General features: G+C 59.0%; 15 protein-coding genes and 1 tRNA gene. 5 read left to right on the top strand and 11 right to left on the bottom strand.

The features are described from left to right. On the top strand, positions 1-1,937 hold a 1,937-nt coding region (locus tag PK789_RS05180; protein ID WP_324307495.1), incomplete at its 5' end, for a vitamin B12 dependent-methionine synthase activation domain-containing protein. 73 nt (positions 1,938-2,010) lie between these two features. Here the strand turns inward: PK789_RS05180 and acnB are convergent. From acnB to PK789_RS05165, 3 genes are read right to left on the bottom strand one after another with little or no spacing between them, the layout of a single operon-like run. Then, entirely contained in the window at positions 2,011-4,617 is a 2,607-nt protein-coding gene (gene acnB / locus PK789_RS05175) for a bifunctional aconitate hydratase 2/2-methylisocitrate dehydratase (RefSeq protein ID WP_324307494.1), read from the bottom strand. Positions 4,618-4,644: 27 nt separating this feature from the next. After that, entirely contained in the window at positions 4,645-5,043 is a 399-nt protein-coding gene (locus tag PK789_RS05170) for a type II toxin-antitoxin system VapC family toxin (RefSeq protein ID WP_324307492.1), read from the bottom strand. After that, on the bottom strand, positions 5,040-5,246 hold the full coding sequence (locus tag PK789_RS05165) for an AbrB/MazE/SpoVT family DNA-binding domain-containing protein (RefSeq protein ID WP_324307491.1): 207 nt from the start codon (positions 5,244-5,246) through the stop codon (positions 5,040-5,042). Before PK789_RS05165 ends, PK789_RS05170 begins: the two co-directional genes overlap by 4 nt. 171 nt (positions 5,247-5,417) lie before the next feature. Between PK789_RS05165 and acnA the strand changes: the two genes are divergently transcribed. The 3 genes from acnA (at position 5,418) to PK789_RS05150 (ending at position 11,036) form a co-directional block, all read left to right on the top strand. Further along, the gene (gene acnA, locus PK789_RS05160; protein ID WP_324307489.1) at positions 5,418-8,171 is read left to right on the top strand and encodes an aconitate hydratase AcnA; all 2,754 of its coding nucleotides are present in this window, start codon (positions 5,418-5,420) and stop codon (positions 8,169-8,171) included. Between the two features lie 120 nt (positions 8,172-8,291). After that, the gene (locus PK789_RS05155; protein WP_324307487.1) at positions 8,292-9,968 is read left to right on the top strand and encodes an AMP-binding protein; all 1,677 of its coding nucleotides are present in this window, start codon (positions 8,292-8,294) and stop codon (positions 9,966-9,968) included. Between the two features lie 171 nt (positions 9,969-10,139). Then, on the top strand, positions 10,140-11,036 hold the full coding sequence (locus PK789_RS05150; RefSeq protein WP_324307485.1) for a crotonase/enoyl-CoA hydratase family protein: 897 nt from the start codon (positions 10,140-10,142) through the stop codon (positions 11,034-11,036). A 6-nt stretch (positions 11,037-11,042) separates the two neighbouring features. Here PK789_RS05150 and PK789_RS05145 read toward each other — a convergent pair whose 3' ends face one another. The 6 genes from PK789_RS05145 to PK789_RS05120 form a co-directional block, all read right to left on the bottom strand. Next, positions 11,043-13,181, bottom strand: a complete 2,139-nt coding sequence (locus tag PK789_RS05145) for an ATP-binding protein (RefSeq protein WP_324307516.1) — start codon at positions 13,179-13,181, stop codon at positions 11,043-11,045. Positions 13,182-13,212: 31 nt separating this feature from the next. Beyond that, entirely contained in the window at positions 13,213-14,271 is a 1,059-nt protein-coding gene (locus tag PK789_RS05140; protein WP_324307484.1) for an HD domain-containing phosphohydrolase, read from the bottom strand. 117 nt (positions 14,272-14,388) lie between these two features. After that, complete coding sequence (locus PK789_RS05135) at positions 14,389-15,597, bottom strand: hypothetical protein (protein ID WP_324307482.1); 1,209 nt, start codon at positions 15,595-15,597, stop codon at positions 14,389-14,391. Then, entirely contained in the window at positions 15,594-16,793 is a 1,200-nt protein-coding gene (locus tag PK789_RS05130; RefSeq protein WP_324307480.1) for a J domain-containing protein, read from the bottom strand. The genes PK789_RS05135 and PK789_RS05130 overlap by 4 nt, the downstream gene beginning before the upstream one ends. A gap of 102 nt (positions 16,794-16,895) precedes the next feature. After that, positions 16,896-19,097: a GumC family protein gene (locus tag PK789_RS05125; protein ID WP_324307479.1), complete on the bottom strand. Its 2,202-nt coding sequence runs from the start codon at positions 19,095-19,097 to the stop codon at positions 16,896-16,898. A gap of 132 nt (positions 19,098-19,229) precedes the next feature. Beyond that, positions 19,230-19,967: a polysaccharide biosynthesis/export family protein gene (locus tag PK789_RS05120; RefSeq protein WP_324307478.1), complete on the bottom strand. Its 738-nt coding sequence runs from the start codon at positions 19,965-19,967 to the stop codon at positions 19,230-19,232. Positions 19,968-20,141: 174 nt separating this feature from the next. On the opposite strand from PK789_RS05120, the gene PK789_RS05115 reads away from it, so the two are divergent. Beyond that, a tRNA-Val gene (locus PK789_RS05115) sits at positions 20,142-20,216 on the top strand. A gap of 305 nt (positions 20,217-20,521) precedes the next feature. Here the strand turns inward: PK789_RS05115 and PK789_RS05110 are convergent. Both PK789_RS05110 and PK789_RS05105 read right to left on the bottom strand, forming a co-directional pair. After that, positions 20,522-21,571: a Fic family protein gene (locus PK789_RS05110; RefSeq protein WP_324307477.1), complete on the bottom strand. Its 1,050-nt coding sequence runs from the start codon at positions 21,569-21,571 to the stop codon at positions 20,522-20,524. Between the two features lie 104 nt (positions 21,572-21,675). Further along, the coding region (locus PK789_RS05105) for a hypothetical protein (RefSeq protein ID WP_324307476.1) at positions 21,676-22,067 on the bottom strand (392 nt) is incomplete at its 5' end.

Genomic DNA, 22,067 nt, shown 5'->3' with positions numbered 1-22,067 from the left:
TGTTTTTGTATCACGCGATCCGCGCCGGCATGGACATGGGCATCGTCAATGCCGGTGCGCTGCCGGTGTATGACAACCTGGACCCGCTGCTGCGCGAATACGTTGAAGATGTGGTGCTCAATCGCCGCAGTGATGCCACCGAACGCCTGCTGGACATTGCCGACCGCTTCAAAGGCAAGAAAGGCGAGAAAAAAGTTGAAGATCTGGCATGGCGCGACAAGCCCGTGCGCGAGCGTTTGGCGCATTCGCTGGTGCAAGGCATCGACGCTTATATCGAAACCGATACCGAAGAAGCCCGCGCGCAGGCCACACGCCCGCTGGATGTGATCGAAGGCCCACTGATGGACGGTATGAACGTGGTCGGCGATTTGTTTGGTGCCGGCAAAATGTTCTTGCCACAGGTGGTCAAATCCGCGCGCGTCATGAAGAAGGCGGTGGCCTATCTGCTGCCCTTCATCGAAGCGGAAAAGCTACGCACCGGCGACGCCGGCAAAAGTAATGGCAAGATCGTGATGGCCACGGTCAAAGGCGATGTCCACGATATCGGGAAAAATATCGTTGGCGTGGTACTGGCCTGCAATAACTTCGAGGTGATCGACCTTGGGGTGATGGTGCCGGCGCAAAAGATCTTGGATACCGCGATTGCCGAAAACGCCGACATGATTGGCGTATCCGGCCTGATCACGCCGTCACTGGAGGAAATGAGCCACGTTGCCCGCGAGATGCAGCGGCAGGGCTTCACCATCCCGCTGCTGATTGGTGGTGCCACCACATCGCGTGCGCATACCGCGTTGAAAATTGACCCGCATTACAAGTCACCCACGGTGTGGGTGAAAGACGCATCGCGCGCGGTAGGTATCGCGCAAACGCTGCTGTCGCCGGAGCTACGCGGACCCTTCATGGCCGCCAACGATGCCGACTATGCCGATATCCGCCAGCGTCATCGCCAACGCGATGGCAAGCGTTTGGTGACGTTGGAAAAAGCCCGCGCGCACAAGTTCACTTTCGACTGGGCCAACTACACCCCGCCGGCGCCATTGCAACCGGGACTGCATGTGTTTGATGACTACCCGTTGCAGGAACTGGTGGATTGCATCGACTGGTCGCCGTTCTTCAATGCGTGGGAGTTGGCCGGAAAATTCCCGGCGATCTTGACCGACAGCATCGTGGGCAAACAGGCCAGCGAGTTGTACGCCGATGCGCGCGCGATGCTGAAGAAAATCGTCAGCGAAAAATGGCTGACGGCAAAAGCGGCCTGCGGGTTCTGGCCGGCCAATACCGTGGGCGACGATATCGTGCTGCAAAAAGACGGTGCCGATGTGTGGCTGCGCTGCTTGCGTCAACAGGCCGACAAACCCATCGAGCGCCCTAACCTGTGTTTGGCCGATTACATCGCCCCGCAAGACAGTGGCAAACAGGACTGGGTGGGCGCATTCGCGGTGACCACCGGACTGGGGATCGAGCCGCATCTGGAACGCTTCCGCGCCGAGCACGACGACTACAACGCGATCTTGCTCAAATCCTTGGCCGACCGCTTGGCCGAAGCCTTCGCCGAACGTCTGCACCAGCGCGTGCGTACCGAATTGTGGGGCTATGCCGCGGACGAGCAGTTGAGCAATGACGATTTGATCGCCGAGCGCTATCAAGGCATCCGCCCTGCCCCCGGCTACCCGGCCTGCCCCGAACACAGTGAAAAACGCGTGGTGTTTGACTTGCTCAAAGCCACTGATAACGCCAATATCACCCTGACCGACCACTTTGCGATGTACCCCGCAGCCAGCGTGTCGGGCCTGTATTTCAGCCACCCCGATAGCCATTATTTTGTGGTAGGCCGGGTCAGCAAAGAACAAGTGACCGACTACGCCAAACGCAAAGGCGTGGATTTGGCGCAGGCCGAACGCTGGCTGTCGTTCAATCTGGATTACGACCCGGAATAGGTTGCGCACCCAAAGCCGAAACAGCAACGCCCGGTCGGGCCGGGCGTTGCTGTTTCAAACTACAGCGCAAGCATCACGCCGCAACGGTATCCGCAATCGCCCTGTACTCCTCGATCCGGTCGAAGTTCATGTAGCGATAGATCTTGTCGCCATTGGCATTGATCACGCCGATGTCGGCCATGTATTCCTCACGCGTGGGAATCCGGCCGAGGCGTGCGCAAATCGCCGCCAACTCGGCCGAACCCAGGTACACATTGGTATTGCGGCCCAAGCGGTTGGGGAAGTTGCGGGTGCTGGTGGACATCGCGGTGGAGCCTTCACGAATCTGCGCCTGGTTGCCCATGCACAGCGAACAGCCGGGCATTTCGGTGCGCGCACCGGCGTTGCCAAAGGTGCCGTAGTGGCCTTCCTTGGTCAGCTCGCTGGCATCCATCTTGGTGGGCGGTGCAATCCACAAGCGGGTGGGCAGGTCGCGTTTGCCTTCCAACAATTTGGCAGCGGCACGGAAGTGGCCGATATTGGTCATGCACGAACCAATGAACACTTCGTCGATCTGCGCGCCAGCTACATCGGACAGGGTTTTCACATCGTCCGGATCGTTCGGGCAGGCCACGATGGGCTCGTGCACGTCGGCCAGATCAATGTCGATGACCGCCGCGTACTCGGCATCGGCATCCGGCTCCAGCAATTGCGGGTTGGCCAACCAAGCCTCCATTTTCTCGATGCGGCGCGCCAGCGAACGCGCATCTTGATAGCCTTCGGCAATCATGTTTTTCAACAGCACGATATTGCTGTTGAGATATTCAATGATCGGCTCTTTGTTCAGGCGCACGCTGCAACCAGCGGCGGAGCGCTCGGCCGAGGCATCGGACAATTCAAAAGCTTGTTCCACCTTCAAGTTCGGCAAGCCTTCGATTTCCAGGATGCGGCCAGAGAAGATATTTTTCTTGCCGGCCTTGGCCACCGTCAACAAACCCGCCTTGATCGCGTACAGCGGGATCGCGTTGACCAGATCACGCAGGGTGACCCCCGGCTGCAATTCGCCTTTGAAGCGCACCAGCACCGATTCGGGCATGTCCAGCGGCATCACCCCGGTGGCGGCGGCAAATGCCACCAAGCCGGAGCCGGCCGGGAACGAAATCCCCACCGGGAAACGGGTATGGCTATCACCGCCGGTGCCCACGGTATCAGGCAGCAACATGCGGTTGAGCCAGCTGTGGATCACGCCATCGCCGGGGCGCAGCGAAATGCCGCCACGGGTGGAAATGAACTGCGGCAAGGTGTGATGGGTTTTCACATCGACCGGCTTGGGGTAGGCGGCGGTGTGGCAGAAGCTCTGCATCACCAGGTCCGCGCTGAAGCCCAGGCAGGCCAAGTCTTTCAGCTCATCACGGGTCATCGGACCGGTGGTGTCCTGGCTGCCTACCGAGGTCATCTTCGGCTCGCAATAGGTGCCCGGGCGCATGCCCTTGCCTTCCGGCAGACCGCAGGCGCGGCCCACCATCTTCTGCGCCAAGGTGAAACCCTTGCCGGTATCCGGCGGATTGACCGGCAGGCGGAACAGGTGGGTGGCCGGCAAGCCCAGCGCTTCACGCGCCTTGGCGGTCAGGCCACGCCCGATGATCAGCGGAATACGGCCACCGGCACGCACTTCGTCCAGCAGCACGTCGGATTTGAGTTCGAAGCTGGCGATCACCTCGCCGTTCTTCAGCGCCTTGCCTTCATACGGGCGCAGCTCGACCACGTCGCCATGTTGCATCTGGCTGACATCCAGCTCGATCGGCAGCGCCCCGGCGTCTTCCATGGTGTTGTAGAAAATCGGCGCGATCTTGCCGCCGAGGCACACACCACCGGCGCGCTTGTTGGGGATGTAGGGGATGTCATCGCCGGTCCACCACAGCACCGAGTTGGTGGCCGATTTGCGGCTGGAGCCGGTACCGACCACGTCGCCCACGTAGGCCACCAAATGACCTTTGTCCTTCAGTGACAGGATATTTTGAATCGGCCCGCGCTTGCCGTCTTCTTCCGGTTGGAATGGTGCATCCGGGCGCGCATTTTTCAACATTGCCAGTGCATGCATCGGGATGTCGGGGCGGGTAGTGGCGTCCGGCGCCGGCGACAGGTCATCGGTATTGGTTTCGCCGGGCACTTTGAACACGGTGATGGTCAGGCTGGCCGGCACTTCCGGCTTGCTGGTGAACCATTCGGCATCGGCCCAGCTTTGCAGCACGGCTTGCGCATTGGCGTTGCCGGCGCGCGCTTTGTCTTGCACATCGTGGAAGGCATCGAACACCAGCAAGGTGTGCTTGAGCGCATTGGCAGCCACGCTGCCGATCTCGGCATCGTCCAGCAATTGCACCAGGGGCGCGACGTTGTAGCCGCCCAGCATGGTGCCCAGCAGTTCGGTGGCACGGGCGCGAGAGATCAGCGCATTGGTTTCGCTGCCCAACGCGATCGCAGCCAGATACGAGGCCTTGACCTTGGCGGCGTCATCCACGCCGGCGGGCACGCGATTGACCAGCAAGTCCAGCAGGAAATCCCTTTCAGGAGCAGCACCCTCCCCCGCCGGCGGGGCTTTCAGCAATTCAATGACTTCAGCGGTCTGCTGCGCGGTCAGTGGCAGTGCGGGGATACCCAGCGCAGCACGCTCGGCAAGGTGTTGGCGGTATGCATTCAACATGGGGAGGTCTCCAGTGAGATGGTGCGTTCAAACGTTTGGCACGATCAACTTCAAACCCTTGAAGTAGTCGCGATGAAATTCGGAATCGAAGGTGATCAGCGCATCGCATTGCAATAGCGCGTGGGCACCGGTCAAAAAATCAGACAACGGGCGCACCGCGTCACCGCGTTGGCGTTGCCGGCGCTGCATTTCGCCAGCACGCAGGGCAGATTTGGGTTCAATCGCGGCAAAATGCACGCCCATGTCTTCCAGCGCGGCCAGTGCATCGGCACCGTTGCGCAAGCCGGCGCACAACTGCGCTAGAGCGGCATCACAAATCACTACCCGGCCGGCACCCAGGGCCTGGCGCAGCCCCACTTCCACCGCATCGGCACGTGGGCCATCGGCCAGTAACTCAATCAACACTGGTGCATCCACTGCAATCACGGTGTCTTGGCCTTGTTGGCCGGCCCAGTATCCAAGGCAAACTTGCCGCGCACGCGCGAAATGGCATCGTCCACATGCTTACTCAGCACGATACGGCTGCCGTCCAGCTCCACCTTCAGCACGCTGCCCTTGGCCAGCCCCAGCGCATCGCGCACGGCTTTGGGCAAGGTAATTTGGCCGCGCTCGGCCACGGTGGCTTCCATGGTATCTGCACTCGCAATGGTATGTATGAATTATACATACTTTTGCGCGACTACTTTTGTGCACCTTCACTCTTCGGCATGATCTGAAATAGAACCCGATGTTGCGCCACTGCAACGCCTTGCTCACACCGCAGCGCTTACACTCGAAGCAATGACAGACGGAGCTTCGCCATGATCGATTCCTTCGCCACCCGCGCCCAATTACAGGTCAACGGCAAGACCTATACCTATGCCAGCTTGGCGGTCTTGGGGCAGCGCTTTGACATCGCCCGCCTGCCCTATTCGATGAAGGTGCTGCTGGAAAATTTATTGCGCCACGAGGATGGCGTCAGTGTGTTGCCTGCGCATATCGAAGCAGTGGCCCATTGGGATCCTGCGGCCACTCCCAGCGTTGAAATTGCATTCATGCCAGCGCGGGTGATTTTGCAGGACTTCACCGGCGTGCCTTGCGTGGTGGACTTGGCGGCAATGCGCGATGCGGTGGTCAAACTGGGTGGCCGCGCCGAACAAATCAATCCGCAAATTCCGTCCGAACTGGTGATCGACCATTCGGTGCAGGTTGATGCCTTTGCCCGCGCCGATGCGCTGGACATCAATGGCCGCATCGAGTTTGAACGCAATGGCGAGCGTTACGGTTTTTTGCGCTGGGGCCAGAAAGCCTTTGGCAATTTCAAGGTGGTGCCACCCAATACCGGCATCGTTCATCAGGTTAATCTGGAGCATCTTGCGCGGGTGGTGGTGGCGCGTGAAATCGACGGCGAAACATGGGCCTTCCCCGACACCTTGTTTGGTACCGACAGCCACACCACCATGGTCAATGGCATCGGTATTCTTGGCTGGGGCGTGGGCGGTATCGAGGCCGAAGCGGCGATGCTGGGGCAGCCCTCTTCCATGCTGATCCCGCAGGTGGTTGGCTTCAAACTGAGCGGCAAATTGCCCGAAGGTGCGACCGCCACGGATCTGGTGTTGACCGTCACCGAAATGCTGCGCCGGCATGGCGTGGTGGGTAAGTTTGTCGAGTTTTTTGGCGATGGCCTGCAGCATTTGCCACTGGCCGACCGCGCCACGATTGGCAATATGTCGCCCGAATACGGCGCGACCTGCGCAATTTTCCCCATTGATGCCGAATCCCTGCATTACCTGCGGCTGACCGGGCGCAGCGAGGACACCATCGCTTTGGTGGAGGCCTATGCGCGTGCGCAGGGTTTGTGGCACACCCCGGGCGCCGCGGATGCGCAGTTTAGCTCCACCTTGGAATTGGACATGAGCACCGTGCAGCCCTCGCTGGCGGGGCCCAAACGCCCGCAAGACCGGGTGCTGTTGACAAACATGCCAAGCGCCAGCCGCGCCGCGATTGCCCAACTGACGGCGCGTCGCGACCAGCGCAGCGCTGAAATTGCAGATTTTGTTGCCGAAGGCGGCGGTGCATCGGTGGGCAACGAGCAACACGGCAAAGGCCACGCCGATATCGTGCTGGACGATGCGCACCATCGCCTGAAGGATGGCGCGGTGGTGATTGCGGCCATCACCTCGTGCACCAATACCTCCAACCCGGCGGTGATGCTGGCTGCCGGCTTGTTGGCGCGTAACGCCGCCGCCAAAGGCCTGACCCGCAAGCCGTGGGTGAAAACCTCGCTGGCCCCCGGCTCGCGCGTGGTCACCGACTATCTGCAAAAAGCCGGGTTATTGACCGCGCTGGAAGCCATCGGCTTCTACACCGTCGGCTATGGCTGCACCACCTGTATCGGCAATTCTGGGCCGCTACCGGTCGAGGTCAGCGCCGGGATTGCCGCCGGCGACCTGTGTGTGGTGTCGGTGCTGTCTGGCAACCGCAATTTTGAAGGCCGCATCCATGCCGAAGTGAAGATGAATTATCTGGCTAGCCCACCTTTGGTGGTGGCTTACGCGCTGGCCGGCAGCAGTGAAATAGATTTAACCCGCGAGCCGCTGGGCACCGGCAAGGACGGCGCACCGGTGTACCTAAAAGATATCTGGCCCAGCAACCACGAGATCGCCGACACGATGTTGGCCACCGTCGATTCCGACATGTTCAAACACAACTATGCCGATGTATTCAAAGGCGATGAGCGCTGGAATGCCATCGTCTCACCCGAAGGCCAGTTGTTTGCATGGGACGCCGCATCGACCTATATCAAAAACCCACCCTACTTCGATGGCATGACCATGGCGGTTGGCAGCATCGACGACATTACCGGTGCGCGCGTGCTGGGGTACTTCGGTGACTCCATCACCACCGACCATATCTCCCCCGCCGGCAGCATCAAAAAAGAGTCGCCTGCTGGCCGGTATTTGATCGCGCGTGGCGTGCAGCCGGTGGAGTTCAACAGTTATGGCTCACGCCGCGGCAATGACGATGTGATGGTGCGCGGCACGTTTGCCAATATCCGCATCAAAAACCAATTCTTTGGTGGCGAGGAAGGCGGCAATACCCTGTATTTCGGCACAAATCCGCCTGAAAAAATGGCGATTTATGATGCCGCGATGCAATACAAAACCACCGGCACCCCGCTGCTGGTGCTTGCCGGCAAGGAGTACGGCACCGGGTCGTCGCGCGATTGGGCCGCCAAAGGGACATTGCTGCTGGGCGTCAAGGCGGTCATCGCCGAAAGCTTTGAGCGCATCCACCGCGCCAACCTGGTTGGCATGGGCGTGCTGCCCTTGCAGTTTGTCGAAGGCCAAACGGCCACCTCACTGGGCCTGACCGGTACCGAGGTCTATGCGGTCACCGGCCTGCATGATGGTGCAGCAAAAACCGCCACGGTGACCGCCACCGCTGCGGATGGCCGCCAACAGACCTTTACCGTACAGGTGCTACTGCTGACCCCCAAAGAAGTGGAGTACTTCCGCCACGGCGGGGTGTTGCAGTACGTGTTGCGGCAACTGGCTGCAAAAGGGGCCGCCTAGCCCCCTGTTCTTGCGCCTACCCGCCCCAGCTTGTCAGGCATGGGTGGCTATGCTCCAATCCAAGACGAATCCATACGCCGGCGCATTTTCAACGCCGGCTCACTTGCAGGGGAGCAGTGCATGCGTTCCGAAAAACCTTGGTTGGACCACTACCCCGCCGGCGTGCCCGCCGAAATCGACATGAACGAGTTCGCGTCGATCAACGATGTGTTTGACGCGGCGTTGAAGAAATACAGCGACAAGACGGCCTTCATCAACATGGGTAAGTCGATTACCTATGCCGAGCTAGACCGCCTAAGCCGCGATTTTGCGGGCTATTTGCTGGGTGAGTTGAAGCTGAAAAAGGGTGATCGTGTTGCGATCATGATGCCCAACTGCCTGCAATATCCAATTGCGATTTTCGGCGTACTCCGTGCCGGGCTCATCGTGGTCAACACCAACCCGATGTACACCACACGCGAGCTCAAGCACCAGCTCACCGATTCCGGGGCCAGTGTGCTGTTGGTCATGGACAACTTTGGCCATGTCGCCCAAGAGGTGCTGGCGCAACTCCCTAGTGTGCGTGCTATTACCACCGGCCTTGGCGACATGCTGGGCTTCCCCAAGAGCATGCTGGTCAATTTTGTACTCAAGCACATCAAAAAGATGGTGCCTGATTACAACATCCCCGGCGCGGTGCGCTTTCGCGACACCTTGACCTTGGGCCGCATGCAGCAACTACCAGTGATCCGTAACACTCCCGAAGACTTGGCTTTTTTGCAGTACACCGGCGGCACCACCGGCGTTTCCAAGGGGGCCATGCTGACCCACCGCAATCTGGTGGCCAATATGCAGCAGGCAGCGGCGTGGGTGGGCGGCAATATCAAATATGGCGAAGAAACCATCGTTACCGCGTTGCCGCTTTATCATATCTTTGCGCTGACCGCGAACTGCCTAGTGTTCATCAAATTTGGTGCAGCCAATCTGCTGATCACCAACCCGCGTGACATGCCCGGCTTTGTCAAAGAGCTTAAAGGTACGCGGTTTACTGCTATTACCGGTGTCAACACGCTGTTCAATGGCCTGCTCAATACCCCCGGTTTCAATGACGTGGATTTCTCCCCGCTACACCTTGTTTTGGGTGGCGGCATGGCGGTACAGCGCGCGGTGGCCGAGAACTGGAAAAAAGTCACCGGGGTGACCTTGGCCGAGGCTTACGGGCTGACCGAAACCTCGCCAGCGGTGTGCATCAACCCACTGGATCTGCGCGAATACAACGGTTCAATTGGTATGCCGGTGCCGTCTACCGTGGTCTGCGTGAAGGGCGACGATGGCACCATATTGCCCAATGGCGATATTGGCGAGCTGTGCGTCCAGGGCCCACAGGTAATGAAAGGCTATTGGCAGCGCCCGGATGAAACCGCCAAAGTGATCGACGCCGATGGCTGGCTGCACACCGGTGACATGGCGCGGATGGACGAGCAAGGCTACTTCTACATCGTTGATCGCAAGAAAGACATGATCCTGGTATCTGGCTTCAACGTCTATCCCAATGAAGTGGAAGACGTGATTGCAATGATGCCCGGTGTGTTGGAAGTGGCCGCGATTGGCGTACCGGATGACAAGTCTGGCGAAGCAGTCAAGGTTTTCATCGTCAAGAAAGACCCGGCCCTCACTGCCGATGCGGTGAAAGCGTTCTGCCGCGAAAACATGACCGGCTACAAGCAGCCGCGTTTCGTGGAATTCCGTCATGAACTACCCAAGAGCAACGTAGGCAAGATTTTGCGCAAGGAGCTGCGCGAGCCGGCCAAGGCCTAAACAAGCACTGCTACGGCCCTTTACGCTCACCACCCCGGACGCATTGCGGCCGGGGTTTTTTCTTGCGCTTTCAAACATTTGGGCGCATAGAGACAGTTCGGGCCAACACTCGCCGTTTCCTCCGCACCCTGCCGGCCAGGCCCGGGCTGGCAATCCCTGTCAGGAGCGATCATGGCCACTGCAAGCGTTGAAAAACTATCCCCCAATTCCCCCTTTTCCACCCTGCGCACCTGCGAGACTGCCCATGGCAGCGTGCACTGGTGCCACATGCATGCCGACCTCGCCACGCAACCGGGCCGCGCCTGTTTCAAACCAGCATTGGTGGCCGACATCCTGCGCTACCAAGCCAACGTATCCGACCGCTTGCAACGTAAACACGAGCACGGAGACACCGGATTGCAGCATGTGGTGCTAGCTTCCGATTGTGATGCCTTCAACCTGGGTGGCGATCTGGAATATTTCTGCGACGCCATCCGTCGCCACGACCGGACGGCACTGCTGGCCTATGCGCAACAATGCGTGCAGGGCGTGCACGCCTTTCATGCGGGCCTAGGCGCAGGCGCACACAGCATCGCACTGGTGCAGGGCGATGCACTGGGTGGTGGCTTTGAAGCTGCGTTGAGTTGCCACACCATCGTTGCCGAGGAAGGCGTGGGCATGGGGCTACCGGAGGTGTTATTCGATCTGTTTCCGGGGATGGGGGCGTATTCGTTTTTATGCAAACGCATTGCCCCGCACCAAGCGGAAATGCTGATGCTCTCTGGCGAAATTTTCACCAGCGATGCGTTGTACCGGATGGGCTTAGTGGATGTGCTGGTTCCGCGCGGCCAAGGCGTGCTGGCGGTGGAAGATGTTATTCGACGGAATCTGCGTATTGCGCATGCCCGCAGCGCCATGCATCAAGTCCGCGCAATGGCACAGCCGGTTGCGCTGGAAGAAATGCTGGCGATCACCGAAGTCTGGGTGGATACCGCGCTGCAATTAGGTGAAAAATCCTTGCGCACCATGGAGCGCCTCGTCCGCGCGCAGTACCGTCGCCACGGTGTGCCCACATCGGCGCAAGCATGACCACGCTTACGGGATTTCTTCGCGCGCGGGCTTCCAACTGCCGCGCGCCGCAAGTGCCTGTTCGCCATGGCGTAGCGCCTGCGTCAGTGCTTCGACCTGCTGCCGCCAATCGCGTTCTAGATCAAACGTCGTCATCTGCATCATGCCGCTACAGATACAAACGCATTGTGGTAGCCCCAAATTCGCGGCAATGCCCTTGATTGCATGCGCCTGATCACGCAATTGCTCCCAATCTTGCTGCGCCCCGGCACTGTGCATCCACACCAATGCCATGCGTGCATCGCGGACGCATTGGCCAATGAATTCGGCTTCAAACCCCGCCCCCATCCCCAATAGCGCAAACTCATCCAACATCGCAGGATCCAACACCAGCTGATCACTGACTTGCACCACAGCCGGCGGTGATTCGGTGGTCGCCGAGTGTTCGCCCGCCGCGATTCCAGCGATGGTTTCAAGTAACCGCGCTGCGGAAAATGGCTTACTGATGAAATCGCATGCACCCGCATCACGGCAGGCATGCACGGCCTCTGGCGTGGCATCGGCACTGAGCACCAGCACAGGGGTTGTATTGCCGCCGCCGGCCTGCATCACCCGCAACTGGCGGAGTAGGTCAATCCCGCTCAGCGCAGGCATATGCAGGTCCACTACAGCAAAATCAAAATCACCCGTCGCCAGGGCATCCAGTGCCGATTCGCCATCTTCTACGGCAGTGACACGATGCCCGGCTTTTTGCAAAATGCTCTGCAAAAGAAGGCGGTTGGCGGCGTGATCATCTGCGATCAAGACGCGCAATGTGCGCACCCGTGCGCGATGCCGCAAAAATGGGTCGCTGAACGCAATGACATTGGCAGCCGGCACCGACAAGGCGGGCTGCTGCGGTACCCGTGCCGTAGCCGCCGGTGCCACGCTTGCGATCGCCGGCACCGCAAACGGAAGCTCGATCCAGAACCGGCTGCCGACGTTTTCACTGCTTTCAAACCCAATCGTGCCGCCCATTGCCTCGGTCAAGCCTTTGGCAATGGTGGTGCCCAATCCCGTTCCCGAATGCCGGCGCACCATGCTGTTATCGGCCTGTTCAAACGCTTCAAACAAACGTGCGCGCGCCTCTGCCGGGATGCCAATACCAGTATCGGTGACGGTAAAGCGCAGACGCAGCTGTCCGGAGGTGGCGGCCGACCTAGCCACGGTCATCCGCACCTCTCCTGCCGCTGTGAATTTGATGGCATTGCTCAATAAATTCACCAACACTTGCTGCAGGTGACCGGGGTCCCCGCCGATCCGGGCTGGCACATCCGGCATCACCGTCACCCCATACAGCAATCGTTTGGCTTGCGCCTGTGGCCGCAGCATCAAGTTGATCTGCTCCAATAATGCGTGCAGTTCAAATGTTTCTTGCCGCAATTTCAGCTTGCCAGCCTCGATGACCGAGATATCCAGCACGTCCTCGACCAAGGCTAACAATGCATGGGATGCGGCTTGAATGGTTTCCAGATAGCCGCGTTGCTCGCTATCCAGTCGCGTGCTTGCCAATAATTCCGACATCCCCGACAGGCCATTCAAAGGTGTGCGAAATTCATGGCTCATATTCGCCAAAAAACGGCTCTTGGCCTGATTGGCACGCCGTGCATCTTCGATCGCCGAGGTCAGCGCCCTCAGTAAATTGGCGAAATACAAGGGCACCGCTATTAGCCCGATGAGTAGGCCCCAGGATAAATAAACACTCTGCTGCCAATACGGCGTAGCTAGCATCATTGCCGCAAATGACAGCCCCGCCAGTGCCGTTGCGGCATACAGATAGCCAGGCCCATAGCGCAGGCCATTGCCAATGGTGACCCATAAATAAACCGCATACAGTGGCGATGCTGGCTCGCCCTGCAAATACATCACCCCGCCCAGCGCCGCGTAGTCGGCCAACATGCCCAACCAGCGGCGCTGGTGAGATGGAGCAGGCGATAGCACGATGGCGGTCAGTAGCCCTATTGACAACACCCACTCGGCTAGCAAAATAACCCACGTGGCATACAGGCCCGGGCTGGTATCGCCGCTGCCAACTTCCCAGCCCAAGTACAGTGAAAACAAAAACGTGATGGCAATCCGCACGAATACTTGAGCGTGCTCGCTGTCTGCACGTTGTTGCAGACGCATGCGGATCAGGCCAATACCCACGTGCGTGCCCTCAACCCACAACCCGATGTGGCTTGACGTGCGAGTAGTGATCGCAAATGTCATAGACGCGCGGCAGATTGTTCATCAGCGCACGCACGCACGCGGGGTCTAACATTGCCCCACTTTGCGCACCGATGTACTCCAGGGTGCGACCAATACTCCATGCTTGTTTATACGGGCGTGGCGACAACAGCGCATCGAATACGTCCGCCACCGTTACCACCCGTGCCTCGATTGGAATGGCCAGGCCACGCAAGCCATCGGGATAGCCACTGCCGTCCCACCATTCGTGATGCCGCAAAGCGATTTGCGCACCCATCTGGATGAAGCGGTTCTGACTGTCTTGCAACAGTTCGTAACCAATTCGTGGGTGTTGCTTCATGTGTTCGCGCTCATGCGGCTCCAGCGGGCCTGGCTTCATCAAGATGGCATCGGGAATGGCAATTTTGCCGATGTCATGCAGCGGTGCGGCCAGCTCGATCAGCCGCACCTGATCTTCGGGCAGGCCCAAGCCTTCGGCAATCACGCCGGCGATGTGCGACATCCGCTCTAGGTATGCACTGGTGCCGGTATCGCGAAATTCGATGGCCCGTGCCAGCCGCGATAGGGTTTCGCGCTCGCGCTCCTCCACCTCGTGCATGCTGGCCAGAAGACGCTGTTCCAACGATAACGCGCGCTGCTTGACCGACTCCGATTGCTGGCGCAGTTGCAGTAAATTCCGGCAACGCGCGCGCATTTCGCGTGGCCGAATGGGCTTGAGTAAAAAATCAATCACCCCGGCTTCCAGCGCGGCTTGTCGTACCGGTTCGTCATCCACCACGGTTACCAGCACGATGGGCACATCCCGATTCCGCAGAGATTTGCGGAACGCCTTGGCCAGCTCCAGCCCATCCATGCCCGGCATGCGGTAGTCCAGCAACAATAGATCGGGCCGATTGTCCTCGCACCAATCCAGTGCCGCTTCGGGTACACCAAAGTCATACACCGACAACTGTGGTCCAATCTCCTGAACGATACCCCGCATCAATGTGCGGGCCGACGGCAGATCATCAACGATCACCACGTCCATGCAGCACCCCTTTTCCGGCATTCACGGAAAACGCTGTGACTGGAATCCTCCGCGCATTCACCGGCGATGGCAATAGGCTGTGGGAAATAACCGACGCTGCGGCCGACAAGTGTTATTTCACTTGGATAATCGCTCGATTTGCAGCTGTCCCAGCCATAGGTCGCCACTCACCCGCTGCCCACCACCGCCACCCACGGGATTGAGCAAGCGCAAGCGTTGGCCTTGGCAGTCGTGGCCCGGAATTTCAAATTCAGCGGCCTCGTGCCGCCAATCAAAACTGCCGTCACTGGGCAATGCCACCGTCACGATGCGCGGGCCGCGTTGGCACTCCACCACCCACTGCAAACCCAATTCACTCTCAAACCCCTGCGCTCGCAGCTGCATACCCAAGCGATAGCGCCCCGGCATCAACATCAGCGGGTGCTCCAGTCCGGCTTCGGCAGCCCCACGCCCTAAGAAGTGGAGATGGGCGACGTGCATCTTTGACTTGGATGGCTCCAACGTCAACAACACCCCGGGCACATCGCCTTGGTGCCAATCAAAACCAGCATTACTCAACGGATGCCTAAAATCACCGTTGTAAAGCAATGGCAATGCCCCGCTTTTTGTATCTGCCACTCCCGCCCACAGCGCAAAGGCCTCACCCCAGCGCCCTTGCGCCATCAGGCTGTCCAGCCATTGCCCAAACTCCGCTGCACTTAGTCCATGCACCGCTTGCAGCGCTTGCATCACCCGAGCTTGTGCCAACTCGCTTTTTTGCAATGCTTGCAGCATTCCCGCACGCCAAGGGGGATTGGTGCCCAGGCTATTCGCCAATGCCCGCGCAAATTGTGGGTCTTGGGCCATCTGAACCAATACGGGCCCCAACTCAGTAAAGCGCTCTGGGCTTTGTTTCAAGATGAGATCAAACTGCCGCATTGCCGCCGCGTCATCGTGCTGATGCAACGCTGACTGCGCCAACCATGCGCGCGTGGGCAAGTCGCGAGGCTCACGCCGCTCGGCAATTTGAAACAGCACGTGTGCTTGGGCCGCGTCCCCACGCAGATCGGCGATTTGGGCCAAGCTACGGAAGCCCTGCCCCATCAACGGCTCATGGCTCAGCATCCGGCGCGTCAACGCGGAAGCCGTTACTGGGTCATTCTTCTGCACGGCTTGATCGATCATCGCCTGCAATACGGCAGGGTCGTTTTCTCGCCATTGCAGCGCCTGTGCTGGCGCAGTCGCAAGCAAACGCTCCGCCTGCATTTGCCCCAACACCCGCCATCCTGCAAACAAGCAAACTGCGCCAAAGACGATCAGTAGTCCCGTGCGAACACCTTGCTTCATTGTGTCTGCCCCATCCCCAAACCACTAACCAGCCATTGTCCTTCACGCCAGCGCAAAGTTGCGGTCAACACGCCCGACGTGTTCTTGCCATCGCCCCCCGTGTAACGGGTGATCAATTCGGCGGTTTGATCGTCAATCCGCCACCGCGGATCCGCAAAGGTGACCCGCCCATTTGCATGCAACTGCTGCCGCATCTGTATCGCCGTGGTTTGCAGCGTGGGGTTATTCCAGATGGGCGGCGGTGGTAGGCCTGGTTGCTGCATAAACCGCAGCAACTGCCCACCCGCTTGTTGCGCAGATTGAATTTGGGAAGAATCCGGCAGTGCGAGAATGTCAGCCGGTATTGCTGGCAACGGGGCATTGCGAGCGGGGGGTTCAACAGCAAGTGCTGGCGATGACGTTATTGCGTTTTGATCTGGCTCGCGTAGTTGCTTAGGAAGCGGCATCGGTGTTTGTGCAGTCACTGGGATTGCGGCGGACGTGGGCACAGCGGGAACCACGGCGCTTATGGATGCCTCTGGCAGCCGACGTGCGGGTGTTTTGCCTGCGCCGGTTTCCTTAGCTGGTTTGCTCTTGACAGATAACGCACCCACTGCGATCGGCCTTGTAACAAGTGGCGGCTTGGTTTCCGTAAAGGTCGGTGATACCAAGCCCGGCGCACGCTGGTAATCACGCACAATCAAGCCACTCAACACTACGCAAAACAGCAACATCACCAAGAATGGCAGCCGCTTGAGCCAGCGCTGCAATGCCGGTACCGGTTGCACGACTGGCACCCACACCCGCGCCGCCTGCGGCCCTTCTGCAATGCTCGCAATGGCGTGCTCATGCGCGACGTCTTGTGTCTGTTTTTCTTGCGCTAGTGCGTGGTTGTAGGCTGCCCGACGCTCGGCATTGCGCAAATGCTGCCATGCGCCGTTAACCCGGACGGCAAACACGGCATCGCCCGCATCCTGTATCCGATCCGGGTGCAACCAGCGCTGCAACAACCGATAGTGTGCCTTGATGTCGGCAAGCGGTGCATCTGCCTCCACACCCAAGACGCGATAAGCATCCGCGTGTGGAAACAAGAGAACTTCACGCACATAAAATCGGGCAGCGTCGCGAATACTGGCCTCAGACTCCGCGAAGCGCGCTGCCGCTGTTCGCAGTGCATCGGGTAAGGCATCCGCCGCAACTCCCAATAACGCGGTCATTCCTGTAGGCAATGACCGCAACCGCAGTGCATGCCGCTCTGCAGGAGCATGCAACAGGGCCACGGCCCATTCCAGCGCGTCCCCGTTCGCGCCGCTCATCGGTCAACTCTTGGTCAGCCTGGGCTTATTGCCATAGGCATAGTAAGACTCATATCGATAGCCATAACCATAGCCATAGCCGGCGGTACTTGCATCGTATTTGGTCAGCAAACTCCCGACGATATGCGCCCGTGCCGCGACCAATCGCTTGAGCGCAGCCTGTGCGGCACTGATTTTGGTTCTGCCGCTAGTCACCACCAGCAAGGTGGCGTCCACCGCGTTGGACAAAATCGGGGCATCCGCCAAACCCAACACCGGCGGGCCATCCACAATCACGTGGTCATAGCGATCCGAGCCAACCGTGAACAGTGAAATGAGCTTCGAACTGGATAGCAGCTCGGCAGGATTGGGCGGCAATGGCCCCGCCAAAATCAAATCCAGTCGCTCTGACCCGGAAGGCTGGAGCACATCACTGAATGTGCAAGCACCTGCTAACAAGTTACTCAATCCGTGTTCAACCCGAATACCAAACGACTTATGCAAGGAGGGGTTACGCAAGTCGGCATCCACCAGCAATACACGCTTACCCAATTGAGTAAGGTTATGCGCCAGCACCTGCGCCGTGGTCGATTTGCCTTCACCAGGGCCACTACTGGAGATCAACAGGGTTCTAGGAACCCCATGATCGGTCGCAAACTGCAATGCCGTGCGCACCGAACGATACGACTCAGAGAATGACGATTGCGGGTTAGCTGCTGCCGCTGCCACACTTTCCTTCGGCCCCAATTTAGGCACCACACCCAGCACGGGCAGCCTGAGCTTCTGCTCGATATCACTGGGTGTTTTAAGCGTGTCATCCAAGAATTCAAGCAAGAATGCCGCCAGTACGCCCAGCATGCCACCCAAGAGTAGACCCAATGCCAAATTGGTGACCAAGCTGGGCTTGAAGCGCCCGCCCGGTACCTCGGCACGATCAATAATCGAAATATTATTGGAGCGCACATCACCAGCCACACCAACCTGCTTGTAACGCTGCAATAGACCATCGTAAAGCTGGCGGTTGGTATCGACTTCGCGCTTGAGGATGTTGTACTGGATGCTGCGCCCGTCCACATCCAAAGCTTGCGTGCGCAATGCCGCGATCTGCCCACTCAACAAATGTTCCTGCGCTGACGCAGCATCAAACTCGGCTTTGACCGAAGCGCGGACACCACCGATTTCCTGTGCGATCTGGCGATCCAGCTCATCCACTTGCCCTTTGAGCTGGCGCATCTCCGGATAATCTGGCTTGAAAGTTTGCAGCTTGAGTTGGTACTGCGCCTGCAATGCGCCCTTCTGTTGTTGCAACGCGCGGATATTGGAGTTGCCGATCATGTCGGCCGGCATTGCCCCACTGGATGCCTGCCGCCAGCGCGCCTGCGCACGAATCCGCTGGTCTTGTGCAGCGGCCAACGCAGCATTGAGCTGGGTCAGGTTCTGCACCGCCAGCGTTTGCCCTTTATCGCCGGTATCCACCAAGTTTTGCTGCTGCGCAAATAGCACCAATTTGCGCTCGGATTCTTCCAAGCGCGCTTTAGTCAACTTGAGCTGGTCTTCCAGATAGGTTTTGGCATACGACGACGCCCCAAACCTGCGCTCTAAACCAGAGGCGATAAATCCATCGGCAATGGCATTGGCAGCGCGTGCAGAAAAATCCGGTGATGGGCTATCGAAGTTGATGCGCACTAATTTCGAGTTGCGTACTGGTTCAACGCTCAGTCCGGCGCTGATCATCCAGGCGGCACCTTTCAGCGCTTCCGCATCTGCACGCGAACCTTTGGCAGCCAGCTTGCCTGCCTGCTTGGTTGTCTGCTGAGATTTTGGCTGCAATAGCGCCAGCATACGATCCAACCAGCCCGGTTCCGACAGGCGATCCATCGCGGTCTGATTCAAGTGCAACTCATTGGCCACACGTTCGGAGAGCGAACGACTTTTGATCAACTCGATCTGGGTTTGCAGGAAATCCGGATCCCACCCGTACATGTCATTGCCAGGCTGGATGCCATCCACCTGAATGACCTGACTACCCTGCTTCTCGATCTGCAGCACCGTCGAAGCACGATAGATGGGTGTCGCCATCAAGGTCATCAGCAGCGCTATTGCCACAACCGCAATCAGGGTGCTGGCAATCAAGCGGCGGCGCTTGACCAAAATATGCCAGTACGCCAATAGATCGATATCGTCATCGTCACGATGCTCATTCTGCTGAAACTCCAGTGCAAGCATGGCGCCAGCAGTGCGATTGTTTGCCGTCAACTGACCGGATGCCCCCTCATGTCGTGCAGGCAGGAATCGGTCATCACCGGATGAACCGGTGGGGTATTGGCCGTTGGTCATGCGTGATCGTCCTTGATGAACTTAGAGATGCAACCAATTGAAAATACCGAAAGCTGGTATGGATTCAATGAAGCGGCGATACGCCGATTTGGAGCCCGAAGTTTCCACCACGATGATGTCGTCGCCATACACCTGCGGATCCTCCATCGTGCCCCGACGCACCGCGCGCAAGTCATACACTGCGGCCATGCGCTTCCCATTGATTTGGCGCATCAACACGATACCGCCCAAATCGGCAACCTTGTCATCCACACCGCCGGACAAGGCAATCGCCTGTAGCAACGTGGTCTTGCCGGTGATGGGGTAGATGCCGGGCTTGATGATCGCCCCTTCCAGCGTGATGCGCTGGCTGGAGTACTCCTTCACAAACACGCTGACCTGCGGGTTTTGCAGGAACCCGTTTGCGTACTTGCTGGCAAGCTCTTTTTCCAATTCAGGAATGGTGCGACCACCCGCCATCACACCACCAATCAACGGCAGTGAAATCTGCCCGTTGGAGTTGACACGCACTTCTTTGTCTAAATCCTGCACACCAAACACGCTGATTTCCAACAAATCCTGCGCACCAACCCGATAGTCGCTAGCACCTTCGTAGGCACCTGATGCGGCAGTAGTATCCGGTGGCGGCAGTTTATTGCCGGCAACTTCGTTGTTCACGATCGATCTACGGGGCACCCCACCACTCGCCCCACCGCTGGCACATGCCACCAGCAGCGACGTCATCATCAAAAACAAGAGCAAGGTCAACACATTACGCATGTGAAAATCTCATTTGTAGACAGGGTATTATGCGGCGTAAGCGTGGGTACGCAAGCCAATTACAGCGATCAGGTAATCGCACACCCAAACGGATGCGGCTGCAAATACGCACGGCGGAAACGATCTCTATTGCCATCCGCGCGCAGTGCTGTATGATACGCGGCTCGCAACACCGGGCGGTTAGCTCAGCGGTAGAGCATTGCCTTCACACGGCAAGGGTCGCAGGTTCGAACCCTGCACCGCCCACCAATCAAATCAACGGCTTCGGCCGTTTTTTTGTGCCTGCAATCTGGCTGTCGCCCTGACTCCGCGCTGTTGGCCTCTGGTTGACCAGCACGGAGTGTTCGATAGCCGCGCCAATGCAGGACTTCGCGCCTTGAATGTTCAAGAGGGTCGCAGAGAAAAACAGAGACAGAGAGGCCGAAAACGCCCGAAAACCGGGGTGGCGACAAGGGTGGCGCTCAAGAGGCAACCGCCAGAACCCGCGCCAATACTGGCGTTTCGGGGGCGAGTTCAATTCCCGAAACGGGAATCGAACCCGCGTCCCGCAGTCCTCAGCGCAGTCCGTACCAAACTCCACGGCCACTGCCGTGCTGATCAAGTGTGCCGCGCTCGACCAGCGCCCTGAAATGCTGCTTGAGCGTGTTGCGGCTGGCCCCGGTCAGCTTGATGGCCTCGCCGATAGTGACGCGCCCGTGCTCGCGGGCGAACTCGACGATCTGTAACTGCAGTTCCGGCATGGCCGCCAGCACGATCTTCTCGCGTTTAACCTTTTTCTCCAGGCGCCGAACCTGCTCGGCAAGGGAGCGCAGGAAGAACACCAGCCACGGCTGCCAGTTGGGTGCATCGGTGCGGATCGTACCCTGGGTCTGCCGCAGCGCCAGGTAGTAGGCTTCCTTGCTCTGCTCGACGACGCTCTCCAGCGAGCTGTAAGGCACGTAGGCATACCCGGCCTGCAGCAGCAGGAGCGTGCTCAGCACGCGAGAGAGCCGCCCGTTGCCGTCCTGGAAAGGGTGAATCTCCAGGAACACGACGACGCACAGGGCGATGATCAGCAGCGGATGCAGCCGGGCCGTTTCTCGCTCCTGGTTGACCCAGGCCACCAGCTCCGTCATCAGACGGGGCGTGTCGAAGGGTGATGCGGTTTGAAAAACGATGCCAATCTGCGCTCCGGTCTCGTCGAAGGCGGCGACGCTGTTCGAGTTGGTCTTGTAGTTGCCGCGATGCCAGGTGTCCTTCTCGCTGTAGCGCAGCAGGATCTGGTGCAACTGCTTGATGTGGTTTTCGGTGAAGGGGATGCCCTGCCAGGACGAGAACACCAGATCCATCAGCTCGGCGTAGCCGGCCACCTCCTGCTCGTCGCGGGTGGCGAAGGACTTGATCTCCAGGTTCGACAGCAGCTGCTCCACTTCCCGGTCGGACAGCTTGCTGCCCTCGATGCGGGTGGAGGAACCGATGCTCTCGATGGTGGCCACGCGGCGCAGGGCCGACAGGCGGTCGGGAGCAAGAGTGCCCAAGGCGCGCCATGCGCCCTTGAACTCTTCGATCCTGGCGATGAGGCTCAGGATCTCCGGGGTGATCTGGATGGTGTCGGTTTTCAGCATGAACCAATACTACACCCATTTACACCCATTTTCGAGGTGCATCCATTAAGACGCCCATTTACACCCAATATGCCAGAGTTGGGATCTTGCGGGGAATGACAGTCCTATTCGACGCATAAGATGCGGTGAATAGGCTTCTGCAAGGGGTGCTTGGTCATGTCAGGTGAGCCACGGTAATCGTCGTCCTTGACGAACACCGGATAGCGCAGCAACGAGGTTGTCTGCACCAAGTGGCGCGAAGTGGAGAACAGGTCGGCCGAATCTGTCAGGCCGAGCCACTTGTGAAAGCCCCAATGGTTGAGCTGGTTGATGAGGTTGCTCCGCAACGGCTCGCCACTGAATGCGCCGACGCTCTTGGCGGCCTGGATCGCTTCCGTGCTGGACTTGCCGGCCTGACCCTGTCCTTCCCGATCCAGATCAAGCGCCGCAGTGGCCGCAAGTTGGAGCAGCGGATGCGGGCGCGCATGCACTTCGTCCACGGCCGCGGCCCGGTCGG

It is taken from the genome of Thermomonas sp. (assembly GCF_035369645.1).
Taxonomy (GTDB): domain Bacteria; phylum Pseudomonadota; class Gammaproteobacteria; order Xanthomonadales; family Xanthomonadaceae; genus Thermomonas.
Note: the sequence above shows the minus strand (reverse complement) of the source record. Positions and strands in the feature narration are given on the sequence as shown.